This window comes from Methylophaga nitratireducenticrescens, from assembly GCF_000260985.4.
Taxonomy (GTDB): domain Bacteria; phylum Pseudomonadota; class Gammaproteobacteria; order Nitrosococcales; family Methylophagaceae; genus Methylophaga; species Methylophaga nitratireducenticrescens.
Map to the genome: position 1 here is coordinate 2,119,094 of NC_017857.3, position 17,054 is coordinate 2,136,147.

Annotated in this window: 18 protein-coding genes; 11 read left to right on the plus strand and 7 right to left on the minus strand. The window is 44.6% G+C overall.

Going from position 1 to position 17,054, the window contains the following annotated elements:
• Positions 1-20 precede the first annotated feature (20 nt).
• The gene (locus Q7A_RS10055) at positions 21-731 is read left to right on the plus strand and encodes a DUF3108 domain-containing protein (protein WP_014707247.1); all 711 of its coding nucleotides are present in this window, start codon (positions 21-23) and stop codon (positions 729-731) included.
• A 25-nt stretch (positions 732-756) separates the two neighbouring features.
• The gene (locus Q7A_RS10060; RefSeq protein ID WP_014707248.1) at positions 757-1,359 is read left to right on the plus strand and encodes an NUDIX domain-containing protein; all 603 of its coding nucleotides are present in this window, start codon (positions 757-759) and stop codon (positions 1,357-1,359) included.
• 43 nt (positions 1,360-1,402) lie between these two features.
• Here Q7A_RS10060 and Q7A_RS10065 read toward each other — a convergent pair whose 3' ends face one another.
• The 3 genes from Q7A_RS10065 to Q7A_RS15295 all read right to left on the minus strand — a co-directional run bounded on the left by Q7A_RS10065 (position 1,403) and on the right by Q7A_RS15295 (position 3,038).
• Positions 1,403-2,311 carry a D-hexose-6-phosphate mutarotase gene (locus Q7A_RS10065; RefSeq protein ID WP_014707249.1) on the minus strand — a complete coding sequence of 303 codons (909 nt, stop codon included), beginning with the start codon at positions 2,309-2,311 and terminating at the stop codon, positions 1,403-1,405.
• 70 nt (positions 2,312-2,381) lie between these two features.
• Positions 2,382-2,864 carry an FKBP-type peptidyl-prolyl cis-trans isomerase gene (locus Q7A_RS10070; protein WP_014707250.1) on the minus strand — a complete coding sequence of 161 codons (483 nt, stop codon included), beginning with the start codon at positions 2,862-2,864 and terminating at the stop codon, positions 2,382-2,384.
• A 9-nt stretch (positions 2,865-2,873) separates the two neighbouring features.
• A complete protein-coding gene (locus Q7A_RS15295) occupies positions 2,874-3,038 on the minus strand; it encodes a hypothetical protein (protein WP_014707251.1) in 165 nt (54 codons plus the stop codon).
• Positions 3,039-4,154: 1,116 nt separating this feature from the next.
• Between Q7A_RS15295 and Q7A_RS10075 the strand changes: the two genes are divergently transcribed.
• The 5 genes from Q7A_RS10075 to Q7A_RS10095 all read left to right on the plus strand — a co-directional run bounded on the left by Q7A_RS10075 (position 4,155) and on the right by Q7A_RS10095 (position 7,958).
• The gene (locus tag Q7A_RS10075) at positions 4,155-4,853 is read left to right on the plus strand and encodes a pseudouridine synthase (RefSeq protein WP_014707252.1); all 699 of its coding nucleotides are present in this window, start codon (positions 4,155-4,157) and stop codon (positions 4,851-4,853) included.
• Positions 4,774-5,151, plus strand: a complete 378-nt coding sequence (locus Q7A_RS10080) for an NUDIX hydrolase (protein ID WP_238595903.1) — start codon at positions 4,774-4,776, stop codon at positions 5,149-5,151. The genes Q7A_RS10075 and Q7A_RS10080 overlap by 80 nt, the downstream gene beginning before the upstream one ends.
• 2 nt (positions 5,152-5,153) lie before the next feature.
• Complete coding sequence (gene mnmA, locus Q7A_RS10085) at positions 5,154-6,257, plus strand: tRNA 2-thiouridine(34) synthase MnmA (protein ID WP_014707254.1); 1,104 nt, start codon at positions 5,154-5,156, stop codon at positions 6,255-6,257.
• Positions 6,254-6,886, plus strand: a complete 633-nt coding sequence (hflD, locus tag Q7A_RS10090) for a high frequency lysogenization protein HflD (RefSeq protein WP_014707255.1) — start codon at positions 6,254-6,256, stop codon at positions 6,884-6,886. Before mnmA ends, hflD begins: the two co-directional genes overlap by 4 nt.
• A gap of 172 nt (positions 6,887-7,058) precedes the next feature.
• Positions 7,059-7,958: an IS982 family transposase gene (locus Q7A_RS10095; RefSeq protein WP_014707256.1), complete on the plus strand. Its 900-nt coding sequence runs from the start codon at positions 7,059-7,061 to the stop codon at positions 7,956-7,958.
• Positions 7,959-7,970: 12 nt separating this feature from the next.
• Here Q7A_RS10095 and acnB read toward each other — a convergent pair whose 3' ends face one another.
• Positions 7,971-10,508 carry a bifunctional aconitate hydratase 2/2-methylisocitrate dehydratase gene (gene acnB / locus Q7A_RS10100; RefSeq protein ID WP_014707257.1) on the minus strand — a complete coding sequence of 846 codons (2,538 nt, stop codon included), beginning with the start codon at positions 10,506-10,508 and terminating at the stop codon, positions 7,971-7,973.
• 138 nt (positions 10,509-10,646) lie between these two features.
• Between acnB and purB the strand changes: the two genes are divergently transcribed.
• From purB to Q7A_RS10120, 4 genes are read left to right on the plus strand one after another with little or no spacing between them, the layout of a single operon-like run.
• Positions 10,647-12,014 carry an adenylosuccinate lyase gene (purB, locus tag Q7A_RS10105; RefSeq protein WP_014707258.1) on the plus strand — a complete coding sequence of 456 codons (1,368 nt, stop codon included), beginning with the start codon at positions 10,647-10,649 and terminating at the stop codon, positions 12,012-12,014.
• Complete coding sequence (locus Q7A_RS10110; RefSeq protein WP_014707259.1) at positions 12,015-12,521, plus strand: DUF7931 domain-containing protein; 507 nt, start codon at positions 12,015-12,017, stop codon at positions 12,519-12,521.
• On the plus strand, positions 12,518-13,300 hold the full coding sequence (locus Q7A_RS10115) for a secretin N-terminal domain-containing protein (protein ID WP_014707260.1): 783 nt from the start codon (positions 12,518-12,520) through the stop codon (positions 13,298-13,300). The genes Q7A_RS10110 and Q7A_RS10115 overlap by 4 nt, the downstream gene beginning before the upstream one ends.
• Positions 13,270-13,920 carry a nitroreductase family protein gene (locus Q7A_RS10120; protein WP_014707261.1) on the plus strand — a complete coding sequence of 217 codons (651 nt, stop codon included), beginning with the start codon at positions 13,270-13,272 and terminating at the stop codon, positions 13,918-13,920. The genes Q7A_RS10115 and Q7A_RS10120 overlap by 31 nt, the downstream gene beginning before the upstream one ends.
• On the opposite strand, the gene Q7A_RS10125 is transcribed toward Q7A_RS10120, so the two are convergent.
• The 3 genes from Q7A_RS10125 to Q7A_RS10135 are packed head-to-tail and all read right to left on the minus strand — an operon-like array spanning position 13,921 to position 17,028.
• A complete protein-coding gene (locus tag Q7A_RS10125) occupies positions 13,921-14,958 on the minus strand; it encodes a GGDEF domain-containing protein (protein WP_014707262.1) in 1,038 nt (345 codons plus the stop codon).
• A gap of 24 nt (positions 14,959-14,982) precedes the next feature.
• Positions 14,983-16,191: an argininosuccinate synthase gene (locus tag Q7A_RS10130; protein WP_014707263.1), complete on the minus strand. Its 1,209-nt coding sequence runs from the start codon at positions 16,189-16,191 to the stop codon at positions 14,983-14,985.
• Positions 16,192-16,242: 51 nt separating this feature from the next.
• On the minus strand, positions 16,243-17,028 hold the full coding sequence (locus tag Q7A_RS10135; RefSeq protein WP_014707264.1) for a DNA adenine methylase: 786 nt from the start codon (positions 17,026-17,028) through the stop codon (positions 16,243-16,245).
• Positions 17,029-17,054: the final 26 nt, after the last annotated feature.

Sequence of the window (17,054 nt, forward strand, 5' to 3'; positions counted from 1 at the left end):
CCTACCTCGTGTTGCTGTTTATGTCTGCTACGGTTTGTGCTCAAGACCTGGCTGATTACTCTGCACAATATGAAATTCAAATGAATGGTTTGCAGGCTGGCGAGCTGAACCAGCAGCTGGAAACCTTAACAGATGGTTTGCATCGCTTTCGTTCAGCGACTAAGGCCAAAGGTGTAGTTGCTCTATTCAAACGCGATACGGTCAAGGAAACCAGCTTATGGAGCCTTTCCCAACAGAAGATTAAGCCCCGTCAATATCTTTATCAGCGCAATGGGGGGAAAAAAGATAAATATTTACGCATGGACTTTGATTGGCGTAATCGCTCAGTACATATTGATGATAAGGTTCATCCATGGGATCTTGAAATTGAAAACGGTACATTGGAAAAACATGTTTATCAGGTACAACTGAGACTGGATTTGCTGCAGAATCCCCAACAGAAAACCTTTAATTATTTAATTGCAGATGGCGGCCATCTCAAACATTATCAGATTAAAAGACTTGAGCAGGAAACGATAACTACTCCCCTTGGCAGCATAAACACTGTTAAATTTAAAAGACAACGTGATAGAGACAGCGACAAGGATCGGGAAACCACTTTGTGGTGTGCACCTGAGCTGAATTATTTACCGGTCAAACTGGAGCACATTGAAAAAGATGGCACCAAATTTATTGCGGTATTGCGTCGTGTAGAGGGTATATCAAAATCAGCATTTACCCCTGTCGAATAACACCGCTGATATGTAAGGAAAACTGATGAGCAAAAAACAGTTTGAAATCATTGAAGAAACAACCGCTTATAGCGGTTTTTTTAGTTTAAAAGTTGTCTCTTTAAAACATACACTATACAAAGGTGGCTGGAGTGCACCGCTAACCCGAGAAGTCTTTCATCGTGGAAGCTGTGTTGCGGTATTACTCTATGATCCACAAAAAGATGCATTAGTTATTATCGAACAATTTCGTCCCGGCGCCTTACAACTAAATGATGAACGTGTATGGCTACTTGAAATCGTGGCAGGTGCAATTGAACCAGACGAAACACCAGAATCCGTGGCCTATCGCGAAGCCGTTGAGGAGTCTGGATGTGAAATACTGGAAATGATCAAAATAAATGAGTTTTTTACCTCTCCCGGCGGCACATCCGAGCTGTTACACCTGTTTTGTGGACGCATAGATAGCACCCATATTGGTGGTTTACATGGCCTGGATGAGGAAGATGAAGATATCTCAGTCAGTGTATTATCATTTGATGAAGTGTATGCCTTGCTGGAAGCAGGTAAAATTATCTCGGCGATTCCGATTATCGCTATCCAATGGCTGGCTTTACATCGTGATGAATTACGTCAGCGCTGGGCTTAAGCAAGCTCTATATCGTTTATAGCTGACCATAGAGTGTCGCTTTCTACCCCAATGGCATGATTCTGTAACCAGCTGAAATCGTATGCGATTCGCCCGGTGCTAAACTGATACTGTTATTGGCTGCATTGGCAGTTTCAACACAGACAAAGTACTGATACGAGTCATCAGTCATATCTTTTAATGTCGACACCCTATCCCACGGATTCCATACTATTGTGGTATTAGAACCTGAACTTTCCACCACAATGCGTCGTGCCCAGTCAGAATCCTCAATAAACAGCTTGTCAGGACTATTCAGATATACCCTGTCTGTTTCCCCGTCAAAAACGATCTCACCAGCCTGAAGTTTCTCACGGAAATTTTCTACCTTGTCGAGATAATGATGATTGCTCAACCCCCTCACCTGAGTTTTTTCGATATTTCCCACCGCAAAATACGTATGCAATGCCTGCGAGATAACAAAACTTTCTTTATCGAGGTTTTCGGTAGTCAGTGAGAGTGTCAACTGCTCTCCAATCACGATTTCCATTTTCAAACTATAAGCACAATGCCAAAGCGGTTCGTCCCTAGGATCCGGTGCTAATGACAGAATCAATTTAATGCCATCATTTTCAGTCTGTTGCACATCAATCAGATCCCAAACACGGTTACGTGCAAAACCATGAGCAGGACGGCCCTTACCACTGGGATCAACACCAAACCATGGCCAACAGACAGGGACGCCTCCACGAATTGCCCGTCGATCACCATAACGGCTCAATCGACTCAAAAACAATAGATCATGTAATGCATCTGCAGAGCGGTAAGATAATACCTGCGCACCCTGTGTTGTTATTCGCGCCTTGGCATGAGGCGTATTGATATTTATCATCACACATTCTGAAGGGCCCATAGAAAAATCCAGGCGATCAGCAATAGCAAATTGTTGTTTTAGTTGTTCTATAGTTTGCATGAAATTCTACGTCTGAAACAAAAAGACGGGCACAATGCCCGCCTTTGAGACTAAATATAAGTTTTAGTTTTTAGTGCTGGTGACCGCCTTCACCATGAACATGTCCATGTTCAAGCTCTTCTGCACTTGGTTCACGAACTTCACGGATTTCAACGTCAAAGTTCAAATGTACGCCAGCCAGAGGATGATTGCCATCGACGGTAACAGTTTCATCATTAATTGCTACAACAGTGACCAAAACCGGGCCTTGCTCAGTTTCTGACTGAAATTGCATACCAACTTCAACTTTTTCTACACCACTGAATAATTCAGCAGGCACATCTTGTTTTAACGCATCATGGCGCTCGCCATAAGCATTCGCAGGTTCAATACTGGCTTGGACTTTATCGCCTGTTTCTTTACCCGCAAGCGCGTCTTCCAAGCCAGGGATAATGTTACCAGCACCATGCAAATACGCCAGCGGACCAGCGCCTTCACTACTGTCAATAACGGTGCCACTGTTGTCGGTGAGCGTGTAGTCGATAACAACTACTTTATTGTCTGCAACTTTCATGGAATCTCCTTACATGTTTTGAATAACAGCTGCAGCATAATCACTACAACTCAACGCATCGACGCCAATAGCCTGAGCTAAATTACCGGTGACACGCGCATTTGAAATAACGCCTGAGGCGCCTGAAACGACATGATCTGCCGCTTCAACCCAACCTAAATGTTGTATATGCATTTGGCTGAAAGAAATAATGATGACGGATTTGCACTATTTTTTCCAGCCAAAACTAAAGCAGTCACTTGTGTTACTCCGAACATAACAATTGAATTCGCCGAAGAAAGCCCCGATTAGATGACGATTTACTCAGCCTTTACAGCCAAAGCCCCAGAAATATAAAAACTTTTTTCGAGTCAACATAGCATTCACATCATAAGCCTTAGCATGCCATGAAATTTACTGTAAAAGCGCATCGATTATCGAGTCTTTGATAATATTTTTGTTATTGGCATTTGAGTTTTAACCATTTTTTTAAGAACGTAAATCATCCATTTCGTTCTCAGCAGAAACATGACGCCACTTCAATGAAAATTATGATGATATGCTTCTGCAGCAAAAACAATTTAGCACCATGATTGTTAATACCGATTTGAACAGCCTTATGGTCCAGGAATTCAATTCTCGTTTTTAAAACGGCTATCATGCCAACCTTCGGAGTGGATAGGGAACGGATTTTATTTGCGCACCTAACTTTGATCAAAGACATGATGATTTGTATTTACGTTGTATCGGTTGCCCTTTAATGTTGCGCAACTATCATCTTCGATTTTTTTGTGGATAATAACTATCAATAATCTTTTTCAGCTGTTTCGCCATAGTCTGGCATAAGCGGGTCGGTTAATCTTTACATCGCCATCACTGCTAAAGCGGCATATCGTCCAACAAGTTGAAATCAATATAGCGTCGCTGTTCTACTTACATTAAGTTATTTCCAAAACACTGTGAGGAGGGATAAGTGCTGCTCCAATGTGTTATGACTAAAAACTCATCCTTCCGCTTAGCCGACATGGATTGAGATCAGATCTCGGTGCAGGATACAAAAGCGTTGCTCGTCAATTAGTTAAAGTGATTACAAACGTCTCAGGGCAAGCACTATTCCAGACATTGCCACCATTCATGGAGAGAAGCCTTTTTTGGGTGTAGGCCCTAACAAAGTGAGCGACATGGAGCGATCTCAAAAACGGCTCCTGCACCTGCGTTATACGTTTTGAATCACAACACTGGCAGCGATGAAAGGACAGCGGATTTGAAGTTAAAAAAACTTTTTAAATGGCTTGTAGCACGGATATAACCATGACGAAACTAATTGCCTTCAATAAACCATACAACGTGTTGACTCAATTCAGCGATAACGACGGTCGTAAGGCACTGAAGGACTACATTGATATACCGGACATCTATCCGGCGGGTCGGTTGGATCGGGACAGTGAAGGATTATTATTGCTGACCGACGATGGTCAATTACAACATCATATCAGCGATCCACGACATAAATTAAGCAAAACTTACTGGGTTCAGGTGGAAAATATTCCGGATGCTGCTGCGCTTGAACAATTGCAACAGGGTGTCATGTTAAAAGATGGTCTGACCAAACCGGCTAAGGCCAGACTTATCGATGAACCTGATTTGTGGGAAAGAGTTCCACCGGTACGCTTTCGACAATCGATTCCGACCCAATGGTTGGAACTGCAAATCAGTGAAGGCAAAAACCGACAGGTACGCCGTATGACTGCTGCAGTTGGCCATCCAACATTAAGATTGATCCGTGCCGCCATTGGTCCATGGCAATTAAATGATCTGCAACCCGGACAATGGGGCGAAGTTAATTTTCAGACCGTGATAAAATACGCGGATGATCTGGACTCCAAGAACCACCGTAGCCGCCGTAATAAAACGCGACCAGCAATTTCTGATGGTCGAAGAAATGATCGGCAGCGAACTCAAACTCAACCAGCCAGCCGGCCATCTCGAAGACGGAGAAAGCCTGATTGAAGCGGTTATCCGGGAAACACTGGAAGAGACAGCCTGGCAATTTACGCCTGAGTCGTTGATTGGTATCTATCGCTGGCGACATCAGCAAACTAAAAACACCTATATTCGTTTCTGTTTTAGCGGAAGTCTGGGTGAAAAGCTGGATAGACCATTGGATACTGACATTCATCAGGCTGTCTGGCTGGATGCTGAGACTATTCAACAGCGTCGCTCTCAGTTTCGCAGCCCTTTAGTCGAGCAATGTTTACAGGATTATCTGGCTGGAAAACGCTATCCACTTGATTTATTAACTGATTAATTATGTCTGAACACAAAAAAATAGTCGTCGGCCTGTCCGGCGGCGTGGACTCCTCTGTCGCAGCGTTGCTGCTTAAACAGCAAGGCTTTGATGTTGAGGGTCTGTTTATGAAAAATTGGGTCGACTACGCGGATGAAAGCGAATGTACTGTCGAAGATGATCGCAAAGATGCTCAATCCGTTGCTGATAAAGTGGGCATCGTTTTTCATGAAGCCAATTTCGCTATGGAATACTGGGATTATGTATTCAAGCATTTCCTTGATGAATACAAAGCGGGGCGCACGCCGAATCCCGATATTCTGTGTAATCGTGAAATCAAATTTAAAGCCTTTCTGGATCATGCTATGGAATTGGGTGGCTATCTGATCGCCACCGGGCATTACGCACGAGTGCGCGAACATGATGGTAAGTTTCAGTTATTAAAAGGCCTGGATAACAGCAAAGACCAGAGTTACTTTCTTTATACCCTTGGTCAGGCGCAATTATCACGTACCCTGTTCCCGTTGGGCGAATTACCAAAAACTGAAGTGCGTCAGATTGCCGAAAAAGCAGGCTTTATCAATCACGACAAAAAAGACAGCACTGGCATCTGCTTTATCGGTGAGCGACGCTTCCGTGAATTTCTGGGACGTTATATCCCGGCTCAACCTGGCGAAATGCGCACCCCGGAAGGCGAAAAAATTGGCGAACATTCAGGGTTAATGTATTACACCCTCGGCCAACGCCAGGGCCTTGGCATTGGTGGTCGTAAAAACAGCAGCGGTGAACCGTGGTTTGTCGCTGGCAAGGATATGCAAAAGCGAATTTTATATGTTGTTCAAGGTGAACATGAGTGGCTTTACAGCACTAAACTGACCGCTGAACAACTCTCGTGGGTGGCAGGCGATGCCCCGGAATTGCCATGTCGAGCCAGTGCAAAAACCCGCTATCGTCAACCAAATCAGCCCTGTCTAATCACTCAGGATCAACAGGGCAATATTCAGGTTGAATTTGATGAGCCACAACGCGCCGTCACCCCAGGACAATCTGTGGTGTTCTATCAGGATGATGTCTGTCTGGGCGGTGGCATTATTATCGATACCAACGCTCCGGGGATGCATCCATGAATCAGAAAACAATTATTCATGATCGGGTCATCGCCCTCTCCGCTTTGATGCAATCTGTGACTTTGGTCCAACAGATTGCTGAAACAGGTCAGGTCGATAATGATGATATGCAGACCATGCTGCAGAGTTTACTGGTGATGGATGCACCTGATACCGAATCGGTTTATGGTGAAATCAGTAAATTAAAAACCGGTATTCGTCAGTTCAATAATCAGCTATCGAAACGTAAACAACCTGGCGATATTGTGGTGTTACGCTATGCAATCGGGATTTTGCATTTGCAACGCAAACTGTCAAAGCACCCTGCGATGCTGGATCTGATTACCCGTGAACTGGATCAGATTCCTCAACAAGTTGAGTATTTTGGTAGCATCACCAGCCCTCAGGTCATTGCCCGTTTTGCCGATATTTATCAGCGTACCGTCAGTGAACTTACACCGCGTATTCAGGTTTTTGGTGATTCAGGCTTTTTGCAACAGGCCGACAATGTCAATCGCATTCGAGCGTTATTATTAACCGGCATAAGAGCCGCGGTTTTATGGCGACAGAAAGGTGGCAGACGCTGGCAGTTTTTACTGCAGAGCAATAAATTATTACAGGCAGCATCAGAGTTACACACTCAAACCTAATAAGGCTTCACCAATAATAGTCATAAAAAAAGGGCTGTAAAAACAGCCCTTTTTGGTTTCTGTGAGTTATCAGTTTAACTAACCTGAACTCGGGATAAGAAAATGAACTAAGTGCCTGCTTACGGATCAGATCTTTCGAGCAAGAATAATTTGATCACAAAGGTAAGCAGGCATGGACAAGTTAGTTGAAATTTTCTGTGACGTCGATGATTTTTGTCGTGTGTTTATTCCAGAATGGGAAAAAACGCTACTCCAATCGGGGCAACGTCAACGACGACGTCAGGGGCGAATGACGCCAGCGGAGATCATGACCATCATTATCGAGTTTCATCGCTCCAACTATCGCAATTTCAAAAGCTTTTATCTGCATCATGTGGCAAGACACCTACGCGATGCCTTCCCCGAACTGCTCAGCTACACCCGGTTTTTAGAGGTTATGCCAGGCGTACTGGTGCCACTGTGTGCGTACTTCACGCATCTGAAAGGCTCGGCAACGGGGATAGCCTTTGTCGATTCCACCAGCATCAAGGTTTGCCACAACCTGCGGATCCCTCGCCACAAGGTCTTTGACGGTGTGGCCACCCGGGGCAAGAGCACTATGGGCTGGTTTTACGGCTTTAAGCTACATCTGCTTATCAATCATCGCGGTGATATTCTGGATACCAAGCTCACACCGGCTAACGTCGATGACCGTGAACCCGTTCCAACAATGGTCAAAGGCTTGTTCGGTAAGCTCTATGCCGACAAGGGCTATATCAGTCAGGCGCTCTCCGGAAAGCTCTATGACCAGGGCATTGAACTCATCACCAATGTTCGTAAAAACATGAAACCGAAGCTATTATCACTCTGGGACAGGATATTACTCAAAAAGCGTTTCATCATTGAAACCATCAACGATCAGTTGAAGAATATCTCTCAAATCGAGCATTCCCGGCACAGAAGCCTGCATGGCTTCATGTTGAACCTCATGGGTGGGCTTATCGCCTATTGCCTGAAAGAAGATAAACCCTCCATCATGCTCTCTGAACAAGATATGAACTCACTTCACAGGCTCGCTTTGACGTCTGCTTAAACCGATCTCAGGTTAACTAGCTTTAGCACGTTGATAGTGCTCCAACTCGTTAAAATTCAGATAACGATAGATTTCATGCGCCATCGGCTGAATACCAGCGACTTTCTCCAGATATTCGGCAACCGTTGGAAGGCGTCCCATACTGGCAACCACCGCCGCGAGTTCTGCAGACGATAAATACACCTCGGCCCCATTACCCAGACGATTGGGGAAGTTACGGGTAGAGGTTGAAACCACCGTGGCATTATCAGCTACCCGTGCCTGGTTACCCATACACAACGAGCAACCCGGAGTTTCAGTGCGGGCACCAACACGACCAAAGATACTGTAAATTCCCTCTTCCGTTAATTGATGCTGATCCATTTTGGTCGGTGGAGCAACCCACAGTTTAACAGGCAGATTACCCATTTTTTCCAGCACTTTACCGGCTGCTCGATAGTGACCGATATTGGTCATGCAGGAACCGATAAACACCTCATCAATATGAGCACCAGCGACTTCGGATAATGGCTTGATATCATCCGGGTCATTCGGACAAGCCAGTAATGGCTCTTTGATTTCATTCAAATCAATCTCGATAACGGCAGCATACTCTGCATCAGCATCCGGCTTGAGCAATTGCGGGTCAGCCAGCCAGGCACGCATTGCGTCAATGCGGCGTTGCAGCGTTCTGGCATCTTCATAGCCTTCAGCAATCATCCATTCCATTAACGAAATATTTGAGGTGAGAAACTCAATAATCGGTTCTCTATTTAACCTTACCGTACAGCCATTGGCACTGCGTTCAGCAGAGGCATCAGATAATTCAAACGCCTGCTCGACTTTTAAATCAGGTAAACCTTCGATTTCCAACACGCGGCCATTAAAGATATTTTTCTTACCTTTCTTTTCAACCGTCAGCAACCCTTGCTGAATAGCGGCATAGGGAATGGCATTAACCAGATCACGTAAAGTAATACCCGGCTGCATTTCGCCTTTAAAACGTACTAATACTGATTCCGGCATATCCAATGGCATTACGCCAAGCGCAGCGGCAAACGCAACTAAACCTGACCCAGCAGGGAAACTGATACCAATCGGGAAACGGGTATGTGAATCACCACCGGTACCGACGGTATCCGGCAAAATCATACGGTTTAACCATGAGTGTATAACGCCGTCACCCGGGCGTAATGACACACCGCCACGGGTACTGATGAATTCAGGTAATTCATGCTGAAGTTTAATATCAACAGGCTTTGGATAAGCTGCTGTATGACAGAAAGACTGCATCACCAAATCAGAGGAGAAACCGAGACAGGCTAATTCTTTCAGCTCATCACGAGTCATTGCACCCGTCGTATCCTGAGAACCGACTGTAGTGACTTTTGGTTCACAATAAGCACCTGGGCGTACACCTTCCACACCACAGGCCACACCGACCATCTTCTGCGCCAGCGTAAAGCCTTTATCACTATGAACGGGTTCGACCGGACGTTTGAAAACATCTGATGGTGGCATACCCAATGTTTCACGGGCTTTATCGGTTAAACCACGACCTATAATCAAAGGAATACGACCACCGGCACGCACTTCATCAGCAATAGTGGTAGGCCGTAAAGTGAACTCAGAAACGACTTCACCGGCTTCGTTGTAAATTTTGCCTTCATAGGGCTTGATGGTAATCACATCACCCGTTTCAAGCTGATCGACATTACATTCTATTGGCAAGGCACCAGAGTCTTCCGCAGTATTAAAGAAAATAGGCGCAATGTTGTTACCTAAAATAACGCCGCCCTGACGTTTGTTCGGGACGTAAGCCACATCATGTCCCATATGCCAGAGCACAGAATTGATCGCAGATTTACGTGAAGATCCGGTACCAACCACATCTCCCACATAAGCTAATGGATGCCCTTTTTCTTTCAGCGTAATAATCTTGTCTAGCGCATCTGGCATTTTACTGACCAGCATGGCTTTTGCGTGCAATGGAATATCAGGACGGCTCCAGGCTTCTGTCGCTGGCGATAAATCATCGGTGTTAGTTTCACCAGGAACTTTTAATACTGTAAGCGTAATCTCTTCGGCTAATGGCGGACGGGATAAAAACCATTCGGCTTCCGCCCAAGACTGCAGAATCCGTTTTGCATAAGCATTTGTTTCGGCTTTTTCCACGACATCATGATAAGCGTCATAAACCATGACGATTTTTGACAGTGCTGTTTCTGCTGCCTCAGCGGTTGCATCATAATCCAGTAATTCGATTAGAGGTTGGATGTTATATCCCCCCATCATGGTACCAAGCAGTTCAGTCGCATAAACCGGTGTTATCAAATCACATTGTGTTTCCTGTTTGGCAATCGCCGCCAGAAAGCCCGCTTTAACATAAGCTGACTTATCCACGCCGGGAGGAACGCGGTGAACCAGTAGATCAATCAGTGCTTCTCTATCAGTGTTTTGAGGTTGTGTAAGTCCTTCAATGATGTCAGATACCTGTTTTGCATCTAACGGCAGAGGCGGTAAACCCTCTGCGGCACGCTCTTCAACATGTGTTTGATATTCTTGCAGCACGAAAACGCTCCGAAGTTGAAACTAAGATGGCCGTTATTTTAACGCAAATTCACAAAGCAAACTGAATCAAATCCAGAATCAGGGCTGAGTTCTGCTATAATTTCGGCCAATTTTCAGCTTATTTTTAATGGAGTTTTCATGGAATTAACTGCTCTTACTGCCATCTCACCAGTTGATGGTCGTTATGCCGATAAAACAAAGGCTTTACGCCCCTATTTCAGTGAGTATGGTCTGCTGCGAGCCCGTGTTGAAGTGGAATGCCGCTGGTTACATTTACTCGGCGCCAATGCAGATATCCAGGAAGTACCAAAACTAAGTGAAGACGCCGAAAAATTTCTCAACGATTTGATGAATGATTTCTCGGTAGAAGATGCGGCTGAGATCAAAGCTATCGAACGTGAAACTAACCATGATGTGAAAGCGGTTGAATATTTCATTAAACGTAAATTCAAAAACAACGCCGAGCTGGATGCGGTAAATGAGTTTGTGCATTTTGCCTGCACCTCGGAAGACATCAATAACACCGCTTACGGCATCATGCTTAAAAATGCCCGGGAAAACGTTATTCTGCCGGAAATGGACACCTTAATAGGTGCGCTGAAGAAACTGGCACAGGAACAGGCCAAAACTCCGATGATGGCTCGGACTCATGGTCAACCGGCCTCTCCCACCACACTGGGTAAAGAATTAGCCAATGTTGTAAAACGCCTTGAACTGCAACGCACTCACGTCGCCGCAGTATTGCTTTACGGGAAAATGAACGGCGCTGTGGGTAACTACAATGCCCACTATGCGGCTTATCCAAATGTTGACTGGCCAATGATGGCGAATGCGTTTGTCACCGGACTGGGACTGCGCTGGAACAAATACACCACCCAGATCGAACCGCATGACTATGTTGCTGAACTGTTCCAAGCAATGATTCGTTTTAATACCGTGCTGATTGATTTCTGTCGTGATGTCTGGAGCTACATCTCTATTGGCTACTTCAAACAAAAAACCGTCAAAGGCGAAATCGGCTCATCCACCATGCCACACAAGGTTAATCCAATTGATTTTGAGAATGCGGAAGGTAATCTGGGTATTGCCAATGCAACATTCGATCATCTGGCGATGAAGCTGCCTATTTCCCGCTGGCAGCGTGATCTGACCGATTCCACCGTGTTACGCAATATTGGTGTCGGTTTTGCTCACTCCATGCTGGCTTACAGCTCTGCACTCAAAGGTATTAGCAAACTCGAAGCTGCTCCCGAAACAATGGCCGCAGATTTGGATGCCAACTGGGAATTATTAGCGGAACCAATCCAGACGGTTATGCGTCGATATGGAATTGAGAATCCTTATGAAAAACTCAAAGAATTAACCCGTGGACAGAGAGTCAACAAACAAATCATGCATGAATTCATTGAGACGCTTGATTTGCCAGAGGCCGCTAAATTTGCATTGAAAGATATGACACCTGCAAGCTATATCGGTAATGCTGTTGAACAGGCAAAAAATTGTTAAATGACTGATAATTCTAACCAGGCCGAAACTAATCAAATCATCGCATTTGATGGAAAACATGAGGCAGCTGCGGCTGTCTTGGCCCTGGTGGAAACCGCCCAGCGGGAAATCTGTTTTCTGGGCAGTGATCTGGATATGGTTTTACTTGATAATCCGGCAGTAATCGACTGTTTGAAACAACTTTGCATCAATAGCCGCCGTACCCAAATAAGAATATTAGTTGATGAAACCCAGAGTAGCATCATGAATTCCCATCGACTGCTACCGTTAATATCTAAACTCACCAGTTCGATCAGCGTGCATATTCTCTCGGAAAAACAACAACGACCCAAAAATATAGTGATGTTGGTGGATCATTCCGGCTATTTACGCTGTCTCAACAATCAACGCTATCAAGGTCAGGCCAATCTGCATGATCCCTTGACAGTCCGGGAACTCAAACAACAATTTGAAGAATGCTGGAATCACAGCTTTGCAGATGTTGCGACAAGGCGGTTAAATTTATGAAAATTATCTATTCGATACTATTTTTATTATTAGCATTACCTGCAGTTGCTGATCAGATAAGAACCATTGAATTGCAACACCGTCTTGCGTCCGAAATATTGCCAATGATTGAGCCTATGATAGACAACTACACGACTATTAATGGCCACGATAACCTGTTGATTATCAAAAGTTCGTCGCAAAGTTTTCAGGAGATCGAACGACTGGCCAAACAGCTGGACAGCAGACAGCAGAGCCTTACCGTCACCGTGCTGCGTGCCCAGCAACAGCTCAATGATGAACAGTATGCTGACGATCGATTTAATATCGATTTAGAGAACCCGAAAAATTCATCGGTGGAAATAAATCGCTGGTCCACCAAAGACAGTCGAGAAAGGGATCAGCAATATCAGGCAAGGGGTATTGCCGGTCAGCCTATTGATATACAAATGGGCCGTGCTGTCGCTGATAATCAGCAACAGCTTATTTTTTACCCTCATGGTGGTATTGCGGTTCAGGAAACGACCCAGTACATTCAACTGGATAATGGCTTTCAGGCAAGAGTGAATATTCTCGGCAATCAACAGGCCCGTGTCGATATCCTGCCCTTATTCTCTAAGATGCAGCGTAATGGCGATATCTCAACAACCAGCTTACTAACTACTGTCAATGGTCCGCTAAACCAATGGATTTTAATTGGCCAGATTGGTGAACAACAACGCCAGCAAACTAATACAACAACCTATCGCAGCCATCAGGATGAACAACAATGGCTGTATCTGAAAATCGAACTAAACTGAGTAGCATTCCAAAACTGATGGATATAAAAGAAGCGATTCAAACTCGTCGCTCGGTCAAACACTATGACCCGGCACATCAAATGACTGAAGCAGAAGTGAATGAGTTGATGGAACATGCCATCCTGTCACCCACCGCATTTAATATTCAACACTGGCGATTTGTCAGAATACAGGATACTGAAAAGCGTCAGCAGATTTTGGAGGCGGCCTGGGGGCAGGCCCAGGTGGTAGATTCCTCTTTATTGCTGGTACTCTGTGCCGATTTAAATGCTTGGGAAAAACAGCCTGAACGTTATTGGCAACATGCACCACAGGCTGCACAAAATGCCATACTGCCAGCAATCGAAAATTATTATGCCAATCACCATCAAGGTCAGCGTGATGAATGCGTTCGCTCGGCCAGCATTGCAGCCATGAATATTATGTTGATGGCAAGAGGCATGGGGTATGACACCTGCCCGATGGATGGTTTTGACTTTGATAAAGTCGCTCGCATCATTAACCTGCCCCATGATCATATTATTGTAATGATGATTACCGTTGGGAAAAAGCTGGAAGATGCGCGCCCCCGAGCAGGGCAATTGCCACTCGAAGAAGTTTATTTTACTGATAGTTTTTAATCAGATAATTGGCGGCGGTGCGTCTGAGACATTGTTGCGTCCACTGCGTTTTGCCAGATAAACCGCTCGATCAACACGTTGTAGGAAACTATCAACACCTTCACCAGGAACATAACGCGCCACACCAAATGACATGGTGATAGTGCCAAGTGGTTCACGGGTATCCTTGCGTTGAATCCGTTTCCCGGCAATATCCTGTCGAATACTTTCAGCAAGTTGACGGGCGTTTTGCATGCTGGTGTTGGGTAAAATAACAGCAAACTCTTCACCTCCATAACGAGCGACTAAATCACGTCCTTTCAGCGATTTCCTCATCAACTCAGCAATCACTCTTAAGACCTGATCACCTACTAACTGCCCATGTTTTTCATTGATAACACTGAACATATCCACATCACAAAAAATCACTGACACATCGATGCCGTTCTGATCAGCATCACGGATCATCTCGCTGATCAACTCATCAAAATGTTTACGATTGGCTAATCCAGTCAAACTATCTGTGATTGATTCTCGACGGGAATCGCTTAGTTCTTTTTTCAGTGCAGCAACTTCTACCATTGCACCATTTAACTGCTCGTTGAGTAATTCACCCGACGAAACTGCCAGTCGGGTTTCAATAAGCACCTCTTCGATGAGTGTATGCAATTGCTGACGATTTAAATCTGGTTGCAAGCGCGTCAGCATACTTTGTAAATGGCTGTTACTACGATCGGTTGTAGTCACACCGGTATAAATATAGTTCAAAGTCTGTTTGAGAAGACGGGCAAGCTCTTGACGCATTTCAAACATCGCAGCCCTATCTTTATCATCATCAAAGAATTGTTCATGCAACAAGCGTACTTGCTGTTCAGTTATTTTCCCTGTTAGTTCAATTTCACTGTCTACGGCTTCTACCAACGCTAGATTTGTACCGGAAACGTACTCAAACCAAAGCGCATAATTTACTGGTGTGGGAGGAATCTCATATTGTTTCATTTTTGAGAGCGCTAGTCGCATCCATTCAGCAGTTCGCTCTTCATGTTCACTATGTTTCATAAATACTCCGGCAGATCCGTATGCCTATTTCTTCTTCCCTGCTATTTTTAACCTTAGGGCATTTAATTTGATAAAGCCTTCTGCATCTTTCTGATTGTAGGCACCAGCATCATCTTCAAATGTAGCAATAGATTCATCGAACAGACTATCGGTGGCTGACTGTCTACCAACAACTATGACGTTACCTTTATAAAGTTTAATTCTGACATCACCGTTCACAGATGTCTGTGATGCATCTATCATTGTCTGCATCATCAAACGTTCCGGTGCCCACCAGTAACCGTTGTAAATCATGCTGGCATAACGTGGCATCAGTTCATCTTTCAAATGAGCGACTTCACGATCCAGTGTTAATGACTCAATAGCACGATGGGCTTTAAGCATAACTGTACCGGCTGGTGTTTCATAACAACCTCGGGACTTCATACCGACATAACGGTTTTCAACAATATCTAGGCGACCAACACCATTTTCACCGGCAACCTTGTTTAGATAAATCATCACCTGAGCAGGGGTTAAACGTTCGCCATTAATCGCTACAATATCGCCTTTTTCATAGCTTAGTTCAAGATAAGTGGCTTTATCAGGAGCATTTTCCGGTGACACCGACCAACGCCACATGCTTTCTTCTGCTTCAGCCCATGGATCTTCAAGAATGCCACCTTCATAAGAAATATGTAACAGATTGGCATCCATCGAATAAGGTGATTTTTTACCCTGTTTCATTTCAACCGGAATACCGTGTTTCTCGGCGTAATCCAATAGTTTTTGACGGGATAACAAATCCCATTCACGCCACGGAGCAATCACTTTAATATTTGGATTCAGGCCATAAGCGCCCAATTCAAAACGTACTTGATCATTGCCTTTACCAGTAGCGCCATGTGAGACAGCTTCTGCACCGGTTTGAGCCGCGATCTCAACCAGACGTTTGGCAATCAAAGGACGGGCAATTGATGTACCTAAAAGGTATTCACCTTCATAGATGGCATTGGCACGAAACATTGGGAACACATAATCACGAGCAAATTCTTCACGTAAATCTTCAATATAAATTTCTTTAATGCCCAGCGATTTTGCTTTTGCTCGTGCCGGCTCAACTTCTTCACCCTGACCCAGATCAGCTGTAAAGGTCACCACTTCACATTGATATTTATCCTGCAGCCATTTAAGAATAACGGAAGTATCCAGACCGCCAGAATAGGCAAGAACGACTTTTTTGATGTCAGACATGGGGGGAAGAAATCCTGTATCGAAGAATGTAAAAAAGAATCTGTTATTGTATCAAAATCCGCGCAAAGCAAGCACTTCTCTTGCAGCCTGCCGTTTATCACCTTTGCAGCTTATTGTTCGGGGTGCATCAAGAAATTGCAGGGTAAACCCCAAATCACGATAGAGTTTTTTTATTTTATCTGTTGCCTGATTTGACAGCACCACTGGTCCGTCGTGCTTTGCCAGCCACTCGGCTAATCGGACCTGGTCATCCCAGTCAAACCCCTGCTGGGAATATTGCCGAAATGGCACATCGTAGGGCGGATCAGCATAAATAAAATCATTCTGTCGAATATCCAGCTGGGCAAAATCCATATTGCTGAATTCCCACTGATTTAATACCGACTGGTAAGGTGCAAAATCGCTTACATAATTGATTGTTTTGTAACGGCCAAATGGCACATTGTAACCACCCGTTTTGTTAAAACGACACAGGCCGTTATAACCAGTACGATTAAGATAATAAAATAATTGAGCACGTTCAGCGTCTGTATGGGCTGAAATATCATTGAACTGTTTACGGTATTGATAATAGAGCTGCTCATCATTTGCAAGGGGCAAATCAATTGTCAGGCCTTGCTGCAGTTGTTGATAAAAATTGATTAAAGCCGGATTCAGATCATTTAACAATGCTTTATCGGGATTTAATCCCAACGCTACCGACAAGCCACCACAGAACGGCTCGACAAGACGATAATCCGGAAACTGTTTCCATAGTTTCAACAGTCTGGAAATTAACCAGCGTTTGCCACCAGCCCATTTTAGCGGGGGTTTAAGCAAAGTAGCTTCTCTGGTCATAGCTAATTTATCACCGGTCGGTTTCG